This window comes from Paenibacillus sp. sgz302164, from assembly GCF_056120505.1.
In genome coordinates this window covers 76143-91090 of record NZ_JBVYOL010000016.1, presented here as the reverse complement: position 1 = coordinate 91090, position 14948 = coordinate 76143, and the positions used below count along the sequence as shown (strand labels likewise).

General features: G+C 52.8%; 19 protein-coding genes. 1 reads left to right on the top strand and 18 read right to left on the bottom strand.

Going from position 1 to position 14948, the window contains the following annotated elements; genetic code table 11:
• Positions 1-4: 4 nt before the first annotated feature.
• From AC0LWT_RS25035 to AC0LWT_RS24960, 16 genes are all read right to left on the bottom strand, one after another.
• Positions 5-571 carry a YmfQ family protein gene (locus AC0LWT_RS25035; protein ID WP_474683996.1) on the bottom strand — a complete coding sequence of 189 codons (567 nt, stop codon included), beginning with the start codon at positions 569-571 and terminating at the stop codon, positions 5-7.
• The gene (locus tag AC0LWT_RS25030; protein WP_474683995.1) at positions 568-1677 is read right to left on the bottom strand and encodes a baseplate J/gp47 family protein; all 1110 of its coding nucleotides are present in this window, start codon (positions 1675-1677) and stop codon (positions 568-570) included. The genes AC0LWT_RS25035 and AC0LWT_RS25030 overlap by 4 nt, the downstream gene beginning before the upstream one ends.
• A gap of 1 nt (position 1678) precedes the next feature.
• Positions 1679-2137, bottom strand: coding sequence for a DUF2634 domain-containing protein (locus AC0LWT_RS25025; RefSeq protein WP_474683994.1), 459 nt, complete (start codon positions 2135-2137; stop codon positions 1679-1681).
• 1 nt (position 2138) lies between these two features.
• Positions 2139-2513 carry a hypothetical protein gene (locus tag AC0LWT_RS25020; protein ID WP_474683993.1) on the bottom strand — a complete coding sequence of 125 codons (375 nt, stop codon included), beginning with the start codon at positions 2511-2513 and terminating at the stop codon, positions 2139-2141.
• Positions 2506-3513, bottom strand: a complete 1008-nt coding sequence (locus AC0LWT_RS25015) for an XkdQ/YqbQ family protein (RefSeq protein ID WP_474683992.1) — start codon at positions 3511-3513, stop codon at positions 2506-2508. The genes AC0LWT_RS25020 and AC0LWT_RS25015 overlap by 8 nt, the downstream gene beginning before the upstream one ends.
• Complete coding sequence (locus AC0LWT_RS25010) at positions 3510-4151, bottom strand: LysM peptidoglycan-binding domain-containing protein (RefSeq protein ID WP_474684114.1); 642 nt, start codon at positions 4149-4151, stop codon at positions 3510-3512. The genes AC0LWT_RS25015 and AC0LWT_RS25010 overlap by 4 nt, the downstream gene beginning before the upstream one ends.
• 36 nt (positions 4152-4187) lie before the next feature.
• Complete coding sequence (locus AC0LWT_RS25005) at positions 4188-6680, bottom strand: hypothetical protein (RefSeq protein ID WP_474683991.1); 2493 nt, start codon at positions 6678-6680, stop codon at positions 4188-4190.
• Between the two features lie 5 nt (positions 6681-6685).
• Positions 6686-6838 (bottom strand): hypothetical protein, encoded by a 153-nt coding sequence (locus AC0LWT_RS25000; protein WP_474683990.1) that lies wholly within the window; start codon positions 6836-6838, stop codon positions 6686-6688.
• A gap of 23 nt (positions 6839-6861) precedes the next feature.
• Positions 6862-7251 (bottom strand): phage tail assembly chaperone, encoded by a 390-nt coding sequence (locus tag AC0LWT_RS24995; protein ID WP_474683989.1) that lies wholly within the window; start codon positions 7249-7251, stop codon positions 6862-6864.
• A gap of 14 nt (positions 7252-7265) precedes the next feature.
• Positions 7266-7679 (bottom strand): phage tail tube protein, encoded by a 414-nt coding sequence (locus AC0LWT_RS24990; protein ID WP_474683988.1) that lies wholly within the window; start codon positions 7677-7679, stop codon positions 7266-7268.
• Between the two features lie 13 nt (positions 7680-7692).
• The gene (locus tag AC0LWT_RS24985) at positions 7693-9156 is read right to left on the bottom strand and encodes a phage tail sheath family protein (protein WP_474683987.1); all 1464 of its coding nucleotides are present in this window, start codon (positions 9154-9156) and stop codon (positions 7693-7695) included.
• Complete coding sequence (locus tag AC0LWT_RS24980; protein ID WP_474683986.1) at positions 9157-9387, bottom strand: YqzN/YkzM domain-containing protein; 231 nt, start codon at positions 9385-9387, stop codon at positions 9157-9159. It lies immediately after the preceding gene.
• The gene (locus tag AC0LWT_RS24975; RefSeq protein ID WP_474683985.1) at positions 9362-10189 is read right to left on the bottom strand and encodes a minor capsid protein; all 828 of its coding nucleotides are present in this window, start codon (positions 10187-10189) and stop codon (positions 9362-9364) included. The genes AC0LWT_RS24980 and AC0LWT_RS24975 overlap by 26 nt, the downstream gene beginning before the upstream one ends.
• 72 nt (positions 10190-10261) lie before the next feature.
• Positions 10262-10384, bottom strand: a complete 123-nt coding sequence (locus tag AC0LWT_RS24970) for a hypothetical protein (protein ID WP_474683984.1) — start codon at positions 10382-10384, stop codon at positions 10262-10264.
• Positions 10385-10493: 109 nt separating this feature from the next.
• The gene (locus AC0LWT_RS24965) at positions 10494-10940 is read right to left on the bottom strand and encodes an ArpU family phage packaging/lysis transcriptional regulator (RefSeq protein WP_474683983.1); all 447 of its coding nucleotides are present in this window, start codon (positions 10938-10940) and stop codon (positions 10494-10496) included.
• A gap of 241 nt (positions 10941-11181) precedes the next feature.
• Positions 11182-11736 carry a glutathione peroxidase gene (locus tag AC0LWT_RS24960; RefSeq protein ID WP_474683982.1) on the bottom strand — a complete coding sequence of 185 codons (555 nt, stop codon included), beginning with the start codon at positions 11734-11736 and terminating at the stop codon, positions 11182-11184.
• Between the two features lie 185 nt (positions 11737-11921).
• On the opposite strand from AC0LWT_RS24960, the gene AC0LWT_RS24955 reads away from it, so the two are divergent.
• The gene (locus tag AC0LWT_RS24955; RefSeq protein ID WP_474683981.1) at positions 11922-13076 is read left to right on the top strand and encodes a polysaccharide deacetylase family protein; all 1155 of its coding nucleotides are present in this window, start codon (positions 11922-11924) and stop codon (positions 13074-13076) included.
• Between the two features lie 83 nt (positions 13077-13159).
• Here the strand turns inward: AC0LWT_RS24955 and AC0LWT_RS24950 are convergent, their stop codons facing one another.
• The gene (locus AC0LWT_RS24950; protein ID WP_474683980.1) at positions 13160-13711 is read right to left on the bottom strand and encodes a hypothetical protein; all 552 of its coding nucleotides are present in this window, start codon (positions 13709-13711) and stop codon (positions 13160-13162) included.
• A 209-nt stretch (positions 13712-13920) separates the two neighbouring features.
• The gene (locus tag AC0LWT_RS24945) at positions 13921-14946 is read right to left on the bottom strand and encodes an ATP-grasp domain-containing protein (RefSeq protein WP_474683979.1); all 1026 of its coding nucleotides are present in this window, start codon (positions 14944-14946) and stop codon (positions 13921-13923) included.
• Positions 14947-14948 lie beyond the last annotated feature (2 nt).

Genomic DNA, 14948 nt, shown 5'->3' with positions numbered 1-14948 from the left:
CATCTTAGAGAGGAATGAACGGAGCGAAATCCGTCAATTTCCTCGTTTGAATTTGGTTGATCGTCATCGTTTGATGAACTTGATTCAGTAATAAATATTTGTACTGATACACCACCTGCAAATGCGCAGGCTTGATCTCCTCAATCGCCGCCTTAAGGTCGGCGAGATTCGGCGGCGCACCCAGCGTGTCCACGAATCTTACCGTGAACTGGTAAGCGGACGCCTGCTGGGTGACGTCTACCTCCCCGCGGTCGTAGGCTTCCGCTACGTTCCGGATCAGGTCGACGGTCACGGTGCCGACGCCCCGCAGCTTCGAATTGATGACCGCTCTCCGCTGGTCATCGGGTTTGCCCGGATCGGAGCTGATGCCCAGCTCCGCTTCCCAGGCGTCGAGCCCCCACGTCGCCGAGCTGACGAAAAACTGATCGAGCGTCTCCCGCAGCGCCGATTGAAGCTTGTCCAGCTCCCCGCCGTGAGCGTCCAAAATAGCCCCCATCACCCGGGAGGTTTCATAATAAGCCGGGAGATAGCCCAACATGCGCGGACCGCCGGCCGATGTCCAAGCTGTCATGTGAACGTCACCGTCCCTGTGACGGCGATTTTTTCCGCGCCGATTGCGACGTTCGACGTTCCGCCGTTGATCTGCAAGCCGGCATAATCCTGCACGCCGTCGATGTCCAAAAGCAGAGAGCCGACGCGCACATAGCGCACCGTCGGATCGGCGGCAAAAGCCAGCTCAGCCAAATATTTGCGAACGGCCTCCGTAAAATCGCTCTTCACCTGCGCCAGCGTGCGAGTTCCCGTCAAGGTGAGCTGGGCGCTGATATTGGCGCTCACTTCCACAGCTTTCACAACCGAAACAATCGCCCCGATCGGGGCTTTGCCTGTCAGCGGAGGATTAGGATAAATGTATTGCTGCACGGCAGCAACAATTTCAGGCGAAGCGGTCCGGCTATCCGTGCCGATGACCACCACTTTGACGGTGCCCGGGCCGTTCCACAAAGGAAGCACCTGCGCGCCCCCGACTCCCGGCACCTCCAGCGCCCAGTTCAAATAATCCGCCTTGTTACCGCTAGTGCCGGGGGAGCGGACTTTGGCGTAATACCGATTGAGCAGCGTCGCATCGCTCTCCACATCCATCCCCCCGGTTGTCGCATCCGTGTTGACTACACCGGTTACGCCCGCAACATAGGTGATCAAAAGACTGATCCCTCCGCTCGGCACGTTGCCTTTAACGCCCCCCTCGACGGCTGCGACCGGCGCGACACCCGTTCCTGAACCGTCGAGAGTGACGGCCTCCAACGTCTCAAAAATAACGGAAGCCGTCCCATGCACGGCATCCGCAGCCGTTCCCACGCGCGTCCCGGCGGGGACAACCGTTCCTGCGGTTCCGGCAAATTTCACTTTGCCGCCCGCTTTGACCGCAGGCCTGCGCGTCACGCCGTGCTCGGCGCAGCGCAAATCCAGGTATGCGCCGAAGGTAGTCCCGGCAAAACCGCGCCGCAGCACCTCCTGCGCCTGGATCGCCGCAAGCGCCAGCTCAATCGCAGCGGGCGAAACGGCATCCCAAATGAACGAACCTTCCGATTGATCCAAATCCGAAGGCAAGCTGTCCAGCATGCGGCGCCGGATCGCCTCTTCGGTTTGCTCGGTTAAATAGTCAGGCAAAACTGCCATATTAACTTGTCACCACACTTTCTGTCATCGTTGCTTTTTTCCCGCGCACATTCGTAATTTCACATTGAAAATAACAAGCCCCGTCCGCCCATTGAAAAGAAAAATTGCGGACGTCAGCCGTCCGGGGGTCGACTTTCAGCGTCTCCGTCGTGATTCGCGCAATTTCCAGCTCATTGGCTTCGCGGGTCAGTCCGCGGGCGATCAAATCTTCATACTCCTGACCATAATTCCGGGAGTAGACCAAAAACATATACCGCTGGGTGCGCAGCGCCTTTTGACACCATTCCAGCCATGCTTCCGAATCGGTGCATTCCGCGATTTTACCCGTAGAGGTCGTTGCAAAATCGCCCTTGGCATGATCGAATTTGGGACTGCGCCCGAATTTGACCGTCCCTAGTTGCGAGCCTGAATTCCCGGCGTTTGCGGCCCAGGTTAATGAAGCAGGAAATAAGTTCGGCACATTATTTCACCACCTTGCAAATAATTACCGCATCGTTCCCGCTCTCCACCGGAATAGCCAGCACGCGGTCGCCCGGCTTTAAGCCCTGCTGAAACTCCAGCCGAACCTCCTCCACTTCCGCCGCATCAAAAGCAAACGTGCCCTGGCCCGAAATGCTGCCGGTCACAGTGCCTGTCAGCGTGAACGCGGGCAAATGAAGCTTTGCCACCCAATCTGCGACGTAATAGTCCGCGATCTCGGTTTTCAAGCTGTCCAGCTTGAGCCCGTTCGTCGTGATCGTACCCAGCTCTGCGGGCAAGCCCGTAACCGCTGCGGCTGCGTGGCCGGACATGCGCGCGTCCAATATGGACGCCAGTTTTTTATACGGATTATTCAATGTAATGCCTCCTTCTCACCAGCGCGGGGCTGCCCAGTTCGAGCACCATTTTGCCGGGATCGCCCAACTCGTGGCGCACCGACATGGCGATAAGCTCCATCCCGCTTCCGGCCAGGTCAACTTTATCGCCGGCGCGAATCGTATTGACATCGATCGATGTTACGCTAAGCGTCTCCTGAATGCCGGATAAAAGAGCGTGCGCCGCCTCCTTCGCCTCTTCCACCGATTGGTAGCTGCTATCCTGCACGATTTTTTGCAAAGTGCCGAAAGCTTCCGTATCCCCGGTTTCGACCGCCAGCACCTGGGATGCGGAATCGTCGCTGCCGTTTTTGGTGCCGAGCACTTTCACCTTGGTAATCGTCCCTTCCAGCGTTCGATTCTGGGTGATGCTCTGTACATTCACGGAAGGCTCCAGCGACCACACCGTTTCGTTTCCGCCGATTTGCACCAGTTCAAGCCCGTTCGCCGTCATCCTCGGCCTGTACATCGGTCCGCCTTTTTTTGCCGTCTCCTTCAAATCCTTCATCATCATGGAATAAATCGACTCCGTGCGGTACAGCGCTTTACTGAGGGCAACGCCCGTATCCGGCAGCGAAGCGATCTTAATGTTCCAATCCTCCGCATACTTGCGAATCCGTTCGCTCGCTGTGGTCCCGTTCGGAAACAAATACTCATCCTCCGATTTGGCCAAATAAATCGTTCGATCGTATATCGTAATGGCCAAGCGGTCGCTTTGGCCGTAGCTGTTCTCGCACTGCCAAATAACCGCAGGGGACAAAAGATTTTGCACCACGCTGCCGCCAAAAGGAATCCCTGTCACACGAATGTCCTGTCCAGGAGATGCGCCTGGAAAATCGTCGGTAACCGCAACCGTTGCAAGCGCTCTGTACGAAATCTCATCCAATGACTCTTCAAGCGTCAGCTCGTGAATAACGTCATGCAGCGAATATTTGTTGTCCAGGATTACATCGTATGCGTATCCGTTTTCGGGCGATTTCACGGCATGACCAACTCCTGCCCGGGAAAAATAAGATCAGGATTAGGCCCGATCGTCTCCTGATTCGCATCGTAAATTTCCCGCCAGCGGCCGCCGGAACCGAGCATTAATTTGGCAATGCCCCACAGCGTGTCCCCGGACTTGACGGTATACAGGACAGGAACGGGCTTGATGTCGGCGCGGGGTGCGCCGGACGAATCGCCGCCCTCGCGTTCGGCAAGCGTGCGGATTTTATAGTCCTGCCATGTGCGGAACGTAAGATCGAAGTAGACATCGCCCACCTCGCCGCCCTTGAAGCTGCTGTTATGGGCGGATAGCATGACGAGCACATTCACAGCCGTGCCTGTTATAATCAACCGCAGCGGCTGCTTGTTCTCCATCCATGTATTCAATTGATTCATAGTAATCTGCGGGTCGGGCAGCGGCTTGTACCTGCAATAGCTGGAATCATATTGATCAGGGTTGGGGAAAAAGGAAGAGAAGGTGATTTCCTTCACCTTCACGCCCTGCGGCACATCCAGCTCCCCGCCGTGAACAATTGTGAGCGTTTCAAAGCTTTTGTCCCTGCGAATATTGATTTCCGTCGGATTAACGGGAAAATGAAGCTTCGTTCCAGACGGATCTTCCAGCGTTATATCTATGTTTTCATATTTATTCATTGTTTGTTCACCACGACTTTATGCGAGATTGGGCATAACCGTGTTCATTTGCTGCACGATCTGCCGGCCAATCGTTAGGGCTAATTCGTCCTTGTTCACTTCTTCTTTCGGAAAATTAACCGCGACTCCATCCACCTTAATGTCATACTTGCTGCTTGCATCTATCGGCTGGTCTGAAACCTGATTTGCCGGAGGGATTGCGTTAACGGCAGACGCAGCGACGGACGGACGATCTTGCGGTACCAAATCGATCTGGTCCGCCTTATCGGCCGCCGGCTTTTTGTCTCCGAAAAATTTATTTCCGACCCACTCGCCCAAAGCATCCCCCGCCATTCCGCCGAGTGCACCGCCGATAGCAGTGCCGATTCCAGGGAGAAGAAAAGTTCCGATTGTTGCTCCAAGCGCAGCCCCGGCAGTACCCGCTACAGCCGAAACGGCCGCCTTCGGTTTGTTATCGGAAGTAGCGATATCCGCTATGGACATAGCGATTCCAAGGGGCGCAGCCATCTTCGATGCAGCCTTGCCGAGCATTTTGACGGCTTTTCCTCCGCCCTTCAGCAAGCTTTTCAAACCGCCTGCTTTCGAAGTTCTAGGGGCCGAAGACGAAGCCGCGTCCACTTTTGGAGAAGAATTAGCGACAGATTTAGGCTCAGTCGTTTCCGCAGCCTTAGTTGCTGTAGCATCTTTTGCTTTAGAGTCGGTTTTAGCTTTTGCATCGGATTCCGTTTTTTCTTTAAGCTTCGGATCCGTTTTCTCTGCAGTCACGGTGTCTGTTAAATCTCCAAGTTTCGAGTCCGTTCTGCCTTTCGTAGCGGGGTCTGTCTTTTGCGAAACCTTAGAATCGGTTTTTCCCGTTGTCTTGGGATCCGTTTTATCGTTGCATTTGCATGCTGTCTTACTGCCGGCAGTAGGCTTGGTTGTCTTGGACCCGGAGCCGCATATGTTTCCGCAGCCCTTAAATACGTCTTTCAAGCCTCTCAACGCTTGTATAATTTCCTTCAAAGCGGCTCCGAAGCCTTTAAGCGCTGTACCGATGCTGCCGATTCCGTCACCTAAGGTTTTAAAGCCTGTGCCAACGGTGCCGATTCCTTCGCCGATACTGCCAATTCCGGTACCAATACCTTTGAAACCGTCCCCTATACTACCGATTCCGGCTCCAATGTTTTTGAAGCCATCACCGATACTGCCGATTCCGGCCCCAATATTTTTGATTCCATCGCCGATACTCTTGAAGCCATCACCGATACTGCCGATCCCGGCTCCAATATTTGTGATACCGTCACCGACACTCTTGAAACCGTCACCTATGCTGCCGATTCCAGCTCCAATATTTCCGATTCCGTCGCCAATACTCTTGAAGCCATCGCCTATGCTGCCGATTCCGGCTCCAATATTTGCGATTCCGTCTCCGACACTCTTGAAGCCGTCTCCTATGCTGCCAATTCCGGCTCCAATATTTCCGATTCCGTCGCCGATGCTCTTGATGCCGTCGCCTATGCTGCCTATGCTCGCTCCTACAGCGCTAATTCCATCGGCGATGCTTTTGAAGCCGTCTCCGATGCTGCCGATTCCCGCTCCAATGTTTCCAATTCCGTCGCCGATGCCTTTGATGCCAGTTCCAATGCTGCCGATTCCGTCTCCGACGCCCTTGATCCCGGTTCCTATGCTGCCGATTCCGTCGCCGACGCCCTTGATCCCGGTTCCTATGCTGCCAATTCCGTCACCAACGCCCTTGATCCCGGTTCCTATGCTGCCAATTCCGTCACCAACGCCCTTGATCCCGGTTCCTATGCTGCCGATTCCGTCGCCGACGCCCTTGAGGCCATCTCCGATGCCGCCAATTCCGTCACCGACACCCTTGAGGCCATCTCCAATGCCGCCGATTCCGTCACCGACGCCTTTGAGACCATCTCCGATGCTGCCGATTCCTGCACCGATGTTCTTGAACCCGTCGCCTATGCTGCCGATTCCAGCTCCGATGTTCTTGAGGCCATCTCCGATGCTGCCGATTCCAGCTCCGATGTTTTTAAACCCGTCGCCTATGCTGCCGATCCCTTCGCCTATGCTTTTGATTCCGGCGCCTATGCTCTTGAGGCCGTCGCCTATAACGCCGGCTGCACCGCCCCCACCGCCTTGGGCAGATCGGGCAGCACCGCCGGCCGCGCCTTGCACGGTCACTTTTATCGAGCCGCCCAGCCCTTGCAGCAGCTGCTTCAGCTGCTTGACGCTGGCGATCACCTGATTGTTGACGATCAGCTTCAGCTCCACTTTCATCCGGCTGAGATTCGCAAGCTGCAGAAGCAGCCGATCGATGGCAAAAGAAAAATAATCCCGGACCACAATGGCCGGTCTTGCCGTAATTTGGCTCAGCTTGGTACCCGCCGATGCGGCACGCCCAAAATACTGCTCCATCCGCTGCAGCGACTGGCTCGTCCGGTCTGCGGCGCTGCGCAGGCGTTCCTGCATTTGGGTCACTCTCGCCAAATTGCCTTGAACGGCTGTTTCACTCACCGCTTTCACCTCCTCGCGCGTTCACGTTCCCGCCGGAGAGCGGCCTCCTGCTCGATCTCCAGCTCCAGGCTGGCAAGCAGGAAAAGCTGCTCTCCACGGGGCAATGTCCAGAAAACTCCGGGGCGCAGATGATGCCGCGTCCATATGGAATGAAGCATGGCAGGCAGCCCCCCGGAGGAAATTAGTTTTTTACCTCATCGAGCGAAGTGTTGAACCCGCTCAGGTCCAATACCTCGTCCCCCAACGCGGACAGCTCTCCGGCGAGCAAAATCCGCTTGATGACCTCTTCGCCCGAGCTCGCCTGATATTTGGTCAGCAGCCGGGAGTCCCCCCAGTTGGGGGACACCGTTGCAGCCGAAATCAGCGCTACGTTGAATTGCTCTTCGTCCAGTCTGTCCGCTTTGGCGCCTCGGCGGTCCGAGCGCTCGGTGCAGCGTTCTCTTAACGAGAACACCTGCTTGCCTGTCAATCCCCGCAGCGTTACGGGAATGCCGATCCGCGGAAGGGTCAGCGTTTTTTCCGGCAATTGGTCCGCTTCCAGCAGCTTTTGCAAAATTTGCTCATCAGTCATCGAATGTCAGCCTCCTAGTTTACCGCTTTAATGGGATCGTTCAACGTGTAGCCTTCAAAAGTGAAGGAAATTTCTTCCTTGACTTCTTCGCCGGCCGTCCAGTTCACAAGCTGCAGCTTGTCCAGCATCACATTGTTGATCGTAATGCGCTCAAAGCCGTATGCGTCCGGATCGTCCAGCTTGGACATCAGCGTAAACTTCTCAAAACCGCGGCTGATCATATCGCTGGTCACTTTGAAGCCGCTGATCGTTCCGGTTCCCTTGAGCGGGCCCCGCTTGTGGCGCACCCACGGATCGCCGGCCAGGTTCAGCTCTTTTTTCTGAATTTCCACATTTGCTTCCATATGATTAAAGTTGGTTTGCCAGACCCCATTAATGAAAACTTGACCATACGTTCCTAAAATTACTCTGCTCGCATCTAAACTCATCGCTTCTGCCTCCTTAATTTACGATAAACGTTCCGAAAATTTGTTCCATGACATCGCTCAAGCGCGCTTCCCACTTGACGTACACTTGGTCCGCCTCCGGCTTAAGCGTCGCGCCTTGACCGTAATAGGCCGGATCGAGATACACGCTGAAATTGCCTGAATCGATTACGCCTGCCTGGGACAATGTAAGCATGTACTGCTTGCCCGCTTCAACGAGCGCAAGGCGGCCTTCCTCGGTGTTGTTCACCTTGCCGATATAGTTGTCTTCCGCAGTGCGCAGCAAATCGCCGTTGATGGCGTCCATGACGCGGATCGTGCGGATTTTTTTCCAGGCCGTGCTCTGGCCTTGGCGCAGGCTGATCAGTGAGTTCATGCCGCGCAGCACCTTTACCTTTTGGCCGTCGTGGTACAGCAGGAACACCCCGCTGCGCACGGCCGTCTCCTGCTCGCTGCGCGTCCAGCGGCGATTGACGTCGCTGAACGGAGCCGCCGCATACGTCGTCGACTCGCTCAGCCGCTTGCCGGCGATCAGGCCCGCGACGTAAGCCGCGATCTGCGCCGAGCTGTAGCTCGTGCCGTCAAGCACGGCGCCTACGCCGACATTCACGATGCCTTCGTGATTGAAGGACGCGCTTCGCGCCGCCGCTTTGCTAACGGCATCGGCAGCCGTATCGTCCGCTGCGGAGCCGCCGAGCACGGTGATGATGCCTTTGCCTTCGCTGCGCAAACGGGAAGTCCAGGCTGCAACGGAAGTTTGGATGGTCGAATCCGATACGCCGTCCAGCGACAAAACGTGGAAATCTTGCGTTTCCAACACGCTCAGCGCATTCACATAATCCGCAGCCGCAATGCCGCTCGTGCCGGAGTTCCCCCCGGTCAGCGCCGTTCCGGCAGCTGCAGCCAGCGTTCCGTTGCCCGGAGCGAGCACGGTGGCGTTGATCCAAACATTGCCGCTATTCTGATTCACGCTGTCAGCCGCAGCCTGAACGGAGTTGCCGGCAAATGTGAAAGTTTTCAGCACAGCGGTTCCTTCCAGCAGCTTCAAATCTTTTTTCGTCGAATCTACCGGATTCGTCTGCACGATCACCGTGAAGCCGTTGCCTCTCGTACCTTCGTACTTCGCTTCCAGCTTCAGCACGTCGGCCCCGGCCGAGTCCTTCAGCGTCGCGGCAGCTTTGGCCGCGGACGCATCCGCAAGGCGGTAAGCCAGCACCTTTTTCGGCCCGCCGAGCAAAGAGAGCTTTAATACAGCCGCAGCCGTCGCGCCTCCGCTCAGATCCGTGCCATACGTATCATTGATTCCCTGCTCGCTGACAATTTCCACAAACTGACGAACCGGTCCCCAGTTCGCTTTCACCGGCATAGCTGCAATGCCTTGACTGCCAGGCTCGATCGCGCTTAACGCCGCAGCCTCAAAGTTCATATAAAATCCCGGCAATACGGGACGATCCGTCTGATTCCAAGTTCCACCCGCCATTTATACCTGCACCTTCCTTTGTAAAAAGTTTTGAATGAGTTCTTTCGTGCCTTCAATGGTAAAACTGCTTTCCGCGCTGCCGTGCCATGCCCCCGCCAAAACCTCCGGCGTACAGGCGAACAGCTCCAGCGAATTTGCCATCAGCTCTTCTTTGGAATACAAGCTTTCTTCCGTCTTATTGACCGTTTCTTCCACATTCATCACCTCATTGTTGGATTGTTGTTTCGACATGCATCCCGGCTATAGGCGGGGTGTTGTCCCCGGGCCGTTCAAGCGGACCCGTTAACGTGACCGTGCATATGCCGGTTGCCAGATTGGCCGGCTGGAGCTCTGCTCCGGATGGGGAAATCGTCAGCCATCTGCCACTTTCCGGCCCGAGGCGCAGCCTGTTTTGGACGGCCATTGCATCCAGCAAAGCCTGTGCGGCTTGCTCGTACTCCTGCGTCGTGCGGGCTGAAATCCGCCCGGCATAACGCTTGCTCAGCCTGTTCGCAACCCCCGCGGACGGGGCCAGCTGCAGGCTTGTGCACTGCCAGGACACGCTCGGCCGGCTGGTGCCCGCGAAACCGCGGTACACCCGCCATCCCGTGCCCAGAACGGCCGCGCTAAAATCGGCCAGCGCCGTGATCCACGCTTCCTGCGTCGCCGTGACCTGCCGCACGATCATGACGCTTTTCATCAAGTATCTGCCGGCTCCGTCGCGATCCTGGATTACAGGCAGCGCCGTAACTTCCGCGGTGTACGTCCTGCCGTTCACTGCGATGAGACCGCCGGAGGGCTCGATCAGCTTGCTCAAAACATTCCAGATGCGCTCCTGCGCCCCGGAAGGAGTTGCGCTTCTGGCCACGAGGGCCAGCTTGCACCACACATCGGGGGCATCAAGCTTGAACTCCGCGCTGCCGCCATGGTGGGTGAGTACGATAAGCTCGCCTGGCGCCTCAGGCACCGTATCGATGACCAGATCGCTGCCGATCGTTCCTTGTCCCGCAGATTGAAGATAAAGAGCCATTTGGCCTGCAATATCCGTAATCATGTTGTCGATCACCTCCTTTCGGCAGCCATTCTGTTTGTTTTGAAATTCAAAACTTTTTTTTCAAAACAAACCTTACCGCTTGGCGCACTCAGGCCGGCTGCAAAACTGCTTCACTCCTTCCCAGCGCCCCCAGACGCAGCCTTTGCACAGTTCAGGTCTGCTAACCGGAGTTATTCCCTCTCTTTGCTTGTCCACTTGATCGCCTCCCTAATTTGTCTACATTACGATCATACCATGATAAAACCCAAACGGACTGCCAACAAGCGGCCAACTTGCGGTCATCCCCCTGACGCCACCGCGCCGGTTAAGCCCGTCTGACTTCCAGCCGCAGCATATAAGCAAGCTTCTCGATAGCTCTCGCTTTTACACGGCGATACGTCCGTTCGCTGAGATTAACCTCGTGGCAGAGCAGAAAATCGTATTCGCATTCCCGCTGCAAATAGCGTTTGCGAATAATTTCCTGCTCCTTGCTTTCCAGGCACAGCAAGGCTTGTTCCAGCTCCTCGCTCAGCTGTCTGAGCTTTTCTTCGGTATCCGCGTTGTAAACCGCAGCCTGCTCGGTCACTTTGCCGATTTTATTCGTGCTTCCGTGGAACCTCGGTTCGTAGCCGGAGATCACTTTCGTCTCCCGCCGTACGAAGCCGATGTGCCGGTAAATTCTCGCGGTCTCCAGCACCCCCTCCACCCGCTTTCTTGTCGCATTCCGGTCTATTTCCATATGATCCAGTAGTTGAGTTGTTTTCAAGCTCATCCCACGCTTTCCTTTTGCTGTTTTGTTATCCTAAACAAATTTTACGCGATTTTGTTTATTTTTTCAACACAAATTGTTAAATTTTTCATCCACTCAAAACAAAATAGCCCTCCGGTCGTTATACAATCTCTCCCGATTATCCCCACCGCATGCAGCTCCCTCCTCCCGGCTACCGCGGCAACCAAAAGTGAAAAAAAGCTCTCCCTGTCACGAATTCATCGGCGGGAGAGCTTTATAATTATCAGCTGTTCAGCTGTGCTTCGATACTTCGCGAGAGCATGTCGATTTCGTCGGTAGGTTCGAACCTTGCGACAACTTGCCCTTGCTTATCAATAAGGAATTTGGTGAAATTCCATTTGATGGAGTCCCCTGGCAGCCACTCCGGATTTTTCTCGGTTATCATCATTTTTAGCAGCTTTACGTTAATATTCGTTTCATCGAATCCTTTGAATGGGGCGGTATTCTTTAAGTAATTGAATAGAGGGTGAGCGTGCAGACCGTTGACTTCAATCTTGGATAAGATTGGGAATTTGACCCCGTAATTGATCTGACAAAATGCTTCCGCTTCCTGATTGTTGCCAGGCTCCTGCTCGCCGAATTGATTGCATGGAAATCCTAGAAATTCCACGCCGGATGCACGGTATTGATCGTAAAGGTGCTGCAGATCGGCAAATTGAGGAGTATACGTACATTTGCTGGCCGTATTGATGATCACGACGGGTTTTCCTTCAAATTCATACAATGGAATTCGCTGGCCGTTGGACTTGCGTACTGTAAAATCATAAATAGTTGCCATGATGTCACCTCTTTTTTTGAGTTAAATATAGTATAAACGTTTTTGAAAATACTTTCGATTCACAAACCTCTTTCTATCATATATTATTATGTTAGATGAGATTTTCGAGTAAATACGACAAAAAGTTCAACAGACTTTATATCGCAGGATATTCCGAGTCCAACACATATGCATGAGGTGTAATCGTGGTTACTATTGTAAAGAGAATCTTCTTATTGCTCTTAATTGGCGTCACATTGCTATCCCCCACCACATCAGGTTCAAGCTACTTTTATCGGGATCAGGTCGCCATACTATTATACCATCATCTTAGTCCAACAGATCAAAGCAATGTAACGATTACCCCTGCGCTGTTTCGAAGTCAATTGGAATTTCTTAAGAATAAAGGCTATAACTTTATCAGCATGGACGATTTCAAAAATTTCATGACCGGCAAGCCCGTGCCCGATAATGCGGTGTTAGTGACTTTCGACGACAGCTACAAGAGCATTTACGAATATGCGCACCCTATATTGAAGGAACTTGGCATTCCTGCGGTTAATTTCGTTATCACTCAAGATTTGACTCAGCCGTTTAGCGGCAAACTGCCCTCTCTTACTGAACAAGACGTAAAGGAAATGTCAGAAAATCAAATGGACATACAATGCCATTCCGATCGGCTCCATCGTAAAATCAATAACACCGAGCCCATGTTGACCGCAAGGATTGACGAAAACGGAAATCAAGAAACCGAAGAAGCTTACACTAGCAGAATTACCAACGATACCCAAGCATGCATCGCTAAGTTGAATCGAATTACATCGACCAACATTGATTCTTACGCTTACCCCTTTGGCAGTTATAATAAGGCTTCAATCGATCTCATTCGGAAGGCCGGAATCAAATACGCATTCACTACTGCCAGCGAAATAGCTACCAGAAACGATGATCCTCTGCAAATTCCTAGAATAAGTGCCGGCAACCCTGCGATAACGCCTTGGAACTTACACAATGCTATCCTTAAACGGTCCATCGATTTATATCAAACATTCGACTATGTCCCGCTTAGAGAGACCGTCAATCAAATCGGCGGAATCGTAATTCGGGATAATCAAGGAAACATAAATGTGTATTTTAAAGACAATCACTGGATATTCACCCCTGATCAACTAACCGTGCTAAAAAATAATCAACCATTCCTGAACTTATCCAAGCCGCTTAAGTCGCAAAATCGAAAAACCTACATTCTTTTGAATGACCTGAAAAATATTTTAGAAATGCAAATCTTTTATAGTTCAAACAAACAAAGTTTTCTGTCAAGATCTACACCCGCAATCGAACAAACAGGGGCTAGTCCCTGATCTCTCAAACCACCGCACATGCGGGTGCGCGATTAAAGAAAATAGCCCTTCATTCCAAATAAGGAAGAAGGGCTTCTCTGCTGCTAAAATCTTTTCCGAGGGTCTCCCGGATTGCACAGCTCGGTCAGTTTGCCATGAGCTTCTTTGTAAATACGCTGCAGCATTTGAACTTTGTCAAAGTCGGGGTCTCCAGGGCCGTAATGCTGCAGAAACATTTTTTGCAAAATGCCCGAATACAGCTGGATTCGCTCCTGAACGAAATTCATTTCCAATTCCAGCACTTCTTCCATGGTATGGCTTGCGATAAAATCATCCAAATGATCCGGCGCATCGGACAATCTCTCCGATTGTACCGACTCCCGCTCTTCTGTATGGGGATCGAGATTAATGCTCGTCCTGATCGAAGACATTACAATGTTCTCTTTTGCGCACAAGACGTGAAAATTTTTATTTTTCACAAGCTCTCCTACGACCAGCCGGCACATCTCCTTGTTTTGCAGCAGTATGCCTTCGAAAGGGTGAAGCGTCCAATTCCCATTATTGTAATACAGATTAAAAGTAAACCATTCCGTGCCGTAGAGCGTCCGGATATTTATCGTATTGCTATCTATTATTTCAAATGTGAAGTCCAGCATATGGCTCCCCCTTAGCAAACACATGTAAAAGCGGGGAGATTGTTCCCCCTACTTTTTCGCATTCATGATAGATTCCGCTTTTTCCGAGCTTGCAACGACAATGAGAACAACGACGATCGAACCGATAACGATACCGCTTATCACTCCAACACCCTCTATTAAAAAATCGCCTTTTTAAGAGGATATGCCGGAGCGCTTCATTCTATACGTTAAAAGGTTTGCATCAGCATCGGTTTCTCGACATGACTGGCCAAAATATTATACTTCGGCTTCAAAACGGGTATCGCTTCATCAAGCAGCAATTGCACCGCAAGGTACGGGAAGTTAATTCCGGATAAACAGGAAACGTGAAGACCGCCGGACATCCGCGGATTAATTTCCAGCAATTTCGGAACCCCATCCTTATACTTCATTTGAATGTTGTAGTTGTAAGGAATTTTGTATGCAGCGGCTACCCGGTTCGCTATGGCTAACAGCTCCTCGTTCTCCTCAAGCAGCCGAAGTCTTCCCCCTGCTTTGCGTCGCGGCACTGCTGCAACGAGCTCTCCATGCTTCGTTGCAAGGCAATCGATGCTGTACTCATAGCCATCCAGGTGCTCCATCACCATAAGCTCGTCAAATGTGCCGGCTTTGGCAAGTATGCCGCAGACCTGATCGATCGACATATACCGGTGAACCGCTCCAAAAAGATCATTCAATTCGTCCCGTTCATTGTCAATAATGCGGAACCCCATTCCGCCTTCGGCGCTGGTCGGTTTGAAACATACTCTATGCCCTTTGGCCGCCAGTTTTTCATACGCTTTTCTGAAATCTTCCGCATTGTCCACAACTTCATATTCCGGTATTTCCATAACCTGCGTCAGGGCAACCGATTCGTAGAATTTCTGCTTCACCATCATCCGCTCAAGCAATTCGGTATCCCGGCAAACCATCACCTGCGTGCCCTGCGTTTCGAAACGATCGATATTTTTCGCGATGTCCAGCATATGCAGCCTCGGAATGAACACGTCAATTTCGTGCTCTCGGCAAAATTCCAGACAAAACTCCACATACTCGTCTCCTTTGAGAGCAGGCTCGGTTTCGGCGTAATCGCAGGCCTGAAGGGACATGTGGTTGCGGTCCGGGTGCGTTCCGTAAAGGCGGAACTTGTTGCCATCCTCGTTATCGCGAATCATGGTCATATAGTGATAAGCTACGGAAAACCAGCGGTTGAACCATACACGGAGTTCCTTCATCT

Coding starts and splice junctions, on each gene's coding strand:
- AC0LWT_RS24985 (WP_474683987.1), bottom strand. CDS start 9,156: ATGGCGGGTGGAACTTGGAATCAGACGGATCGTCCCGTATTGCCGGGA.
- AC0LWT_RS25035 (WP_474683996.1), bottom strand. CDS start 571: ATGACAGCTTGGACATCGGCCGGCGGTCCGCGCATGTTGGGCTATCTC.
- AC0LWT_RS24965 (WP_474683983.1), bottom strand. CDS start 10,940: ATGAGCTTGAAAACAACTCAACTACTGGATCATATGGAAATAGACCGG.
- AC0LWT_RS24960 (WP_474683982.1), bottom strand. CDS start 11,736: ATGGCAACTATTTATGATTTTACAGTACGCAAGTCCAACGGCCAGCGA.
- AC0LWT_RS24990 (WP_474683988.1), bottom strand. CDS start 7,679: ATGAGTTTAGATGCGAGCAGAGTAATTTTAGGAACGTATGGTCAAGTT.
- AC0LWT_RS24980 (WP_474683986.1), bottom strand. CDS start 9,387: ATGTCGAAACAACAATCCAACAATGAGGTGATGAATGTGGAAGAAACG.
- AC0LWT_RS25030 (WP_474683995.1), bottom strand. CDS start 1,677: ATGGCAGTTTTGCCTGACTATTTAACCGAGCAAACCGAAGAGGCGATC.
- AC0LWT_RS24945 (WP_474683979.1), bottom strand. CDS start 14,946: ATGAAGGAACTCCGTGTATGGTTCAACCGCTGGTTTTCCGTAGCTTAT.
- AC0LWT_RS24975 (WP_474683985.1), bottom strand. CDS start 10,189: ATGATTACGGATATTGCAGGCCAAATGGCTCTTTATCTTCAATCTGCG.
- AC0LWT_RS25000 (WP_474683990.1), bottom strand. CDS start 6,838: ATGCTTCATTCCATATGGACGCGGCATCATCTGCGCCCCGGAGTTTTC.
- AC0LWT_RS24950 (WP_474683980.1), bottom strand. CDS start 13,711: ATGCTGGACTTCACATTTGAAATAATAGATAGCAATACGATAAATATC.
- AC0LWT_RS24995 (WP_474683989.1), bottom strand. CDS start 7,251: ATGACTGATGAGCAAATTTTGCAAAAGCTGCTGGAAGCGGACCAATTG.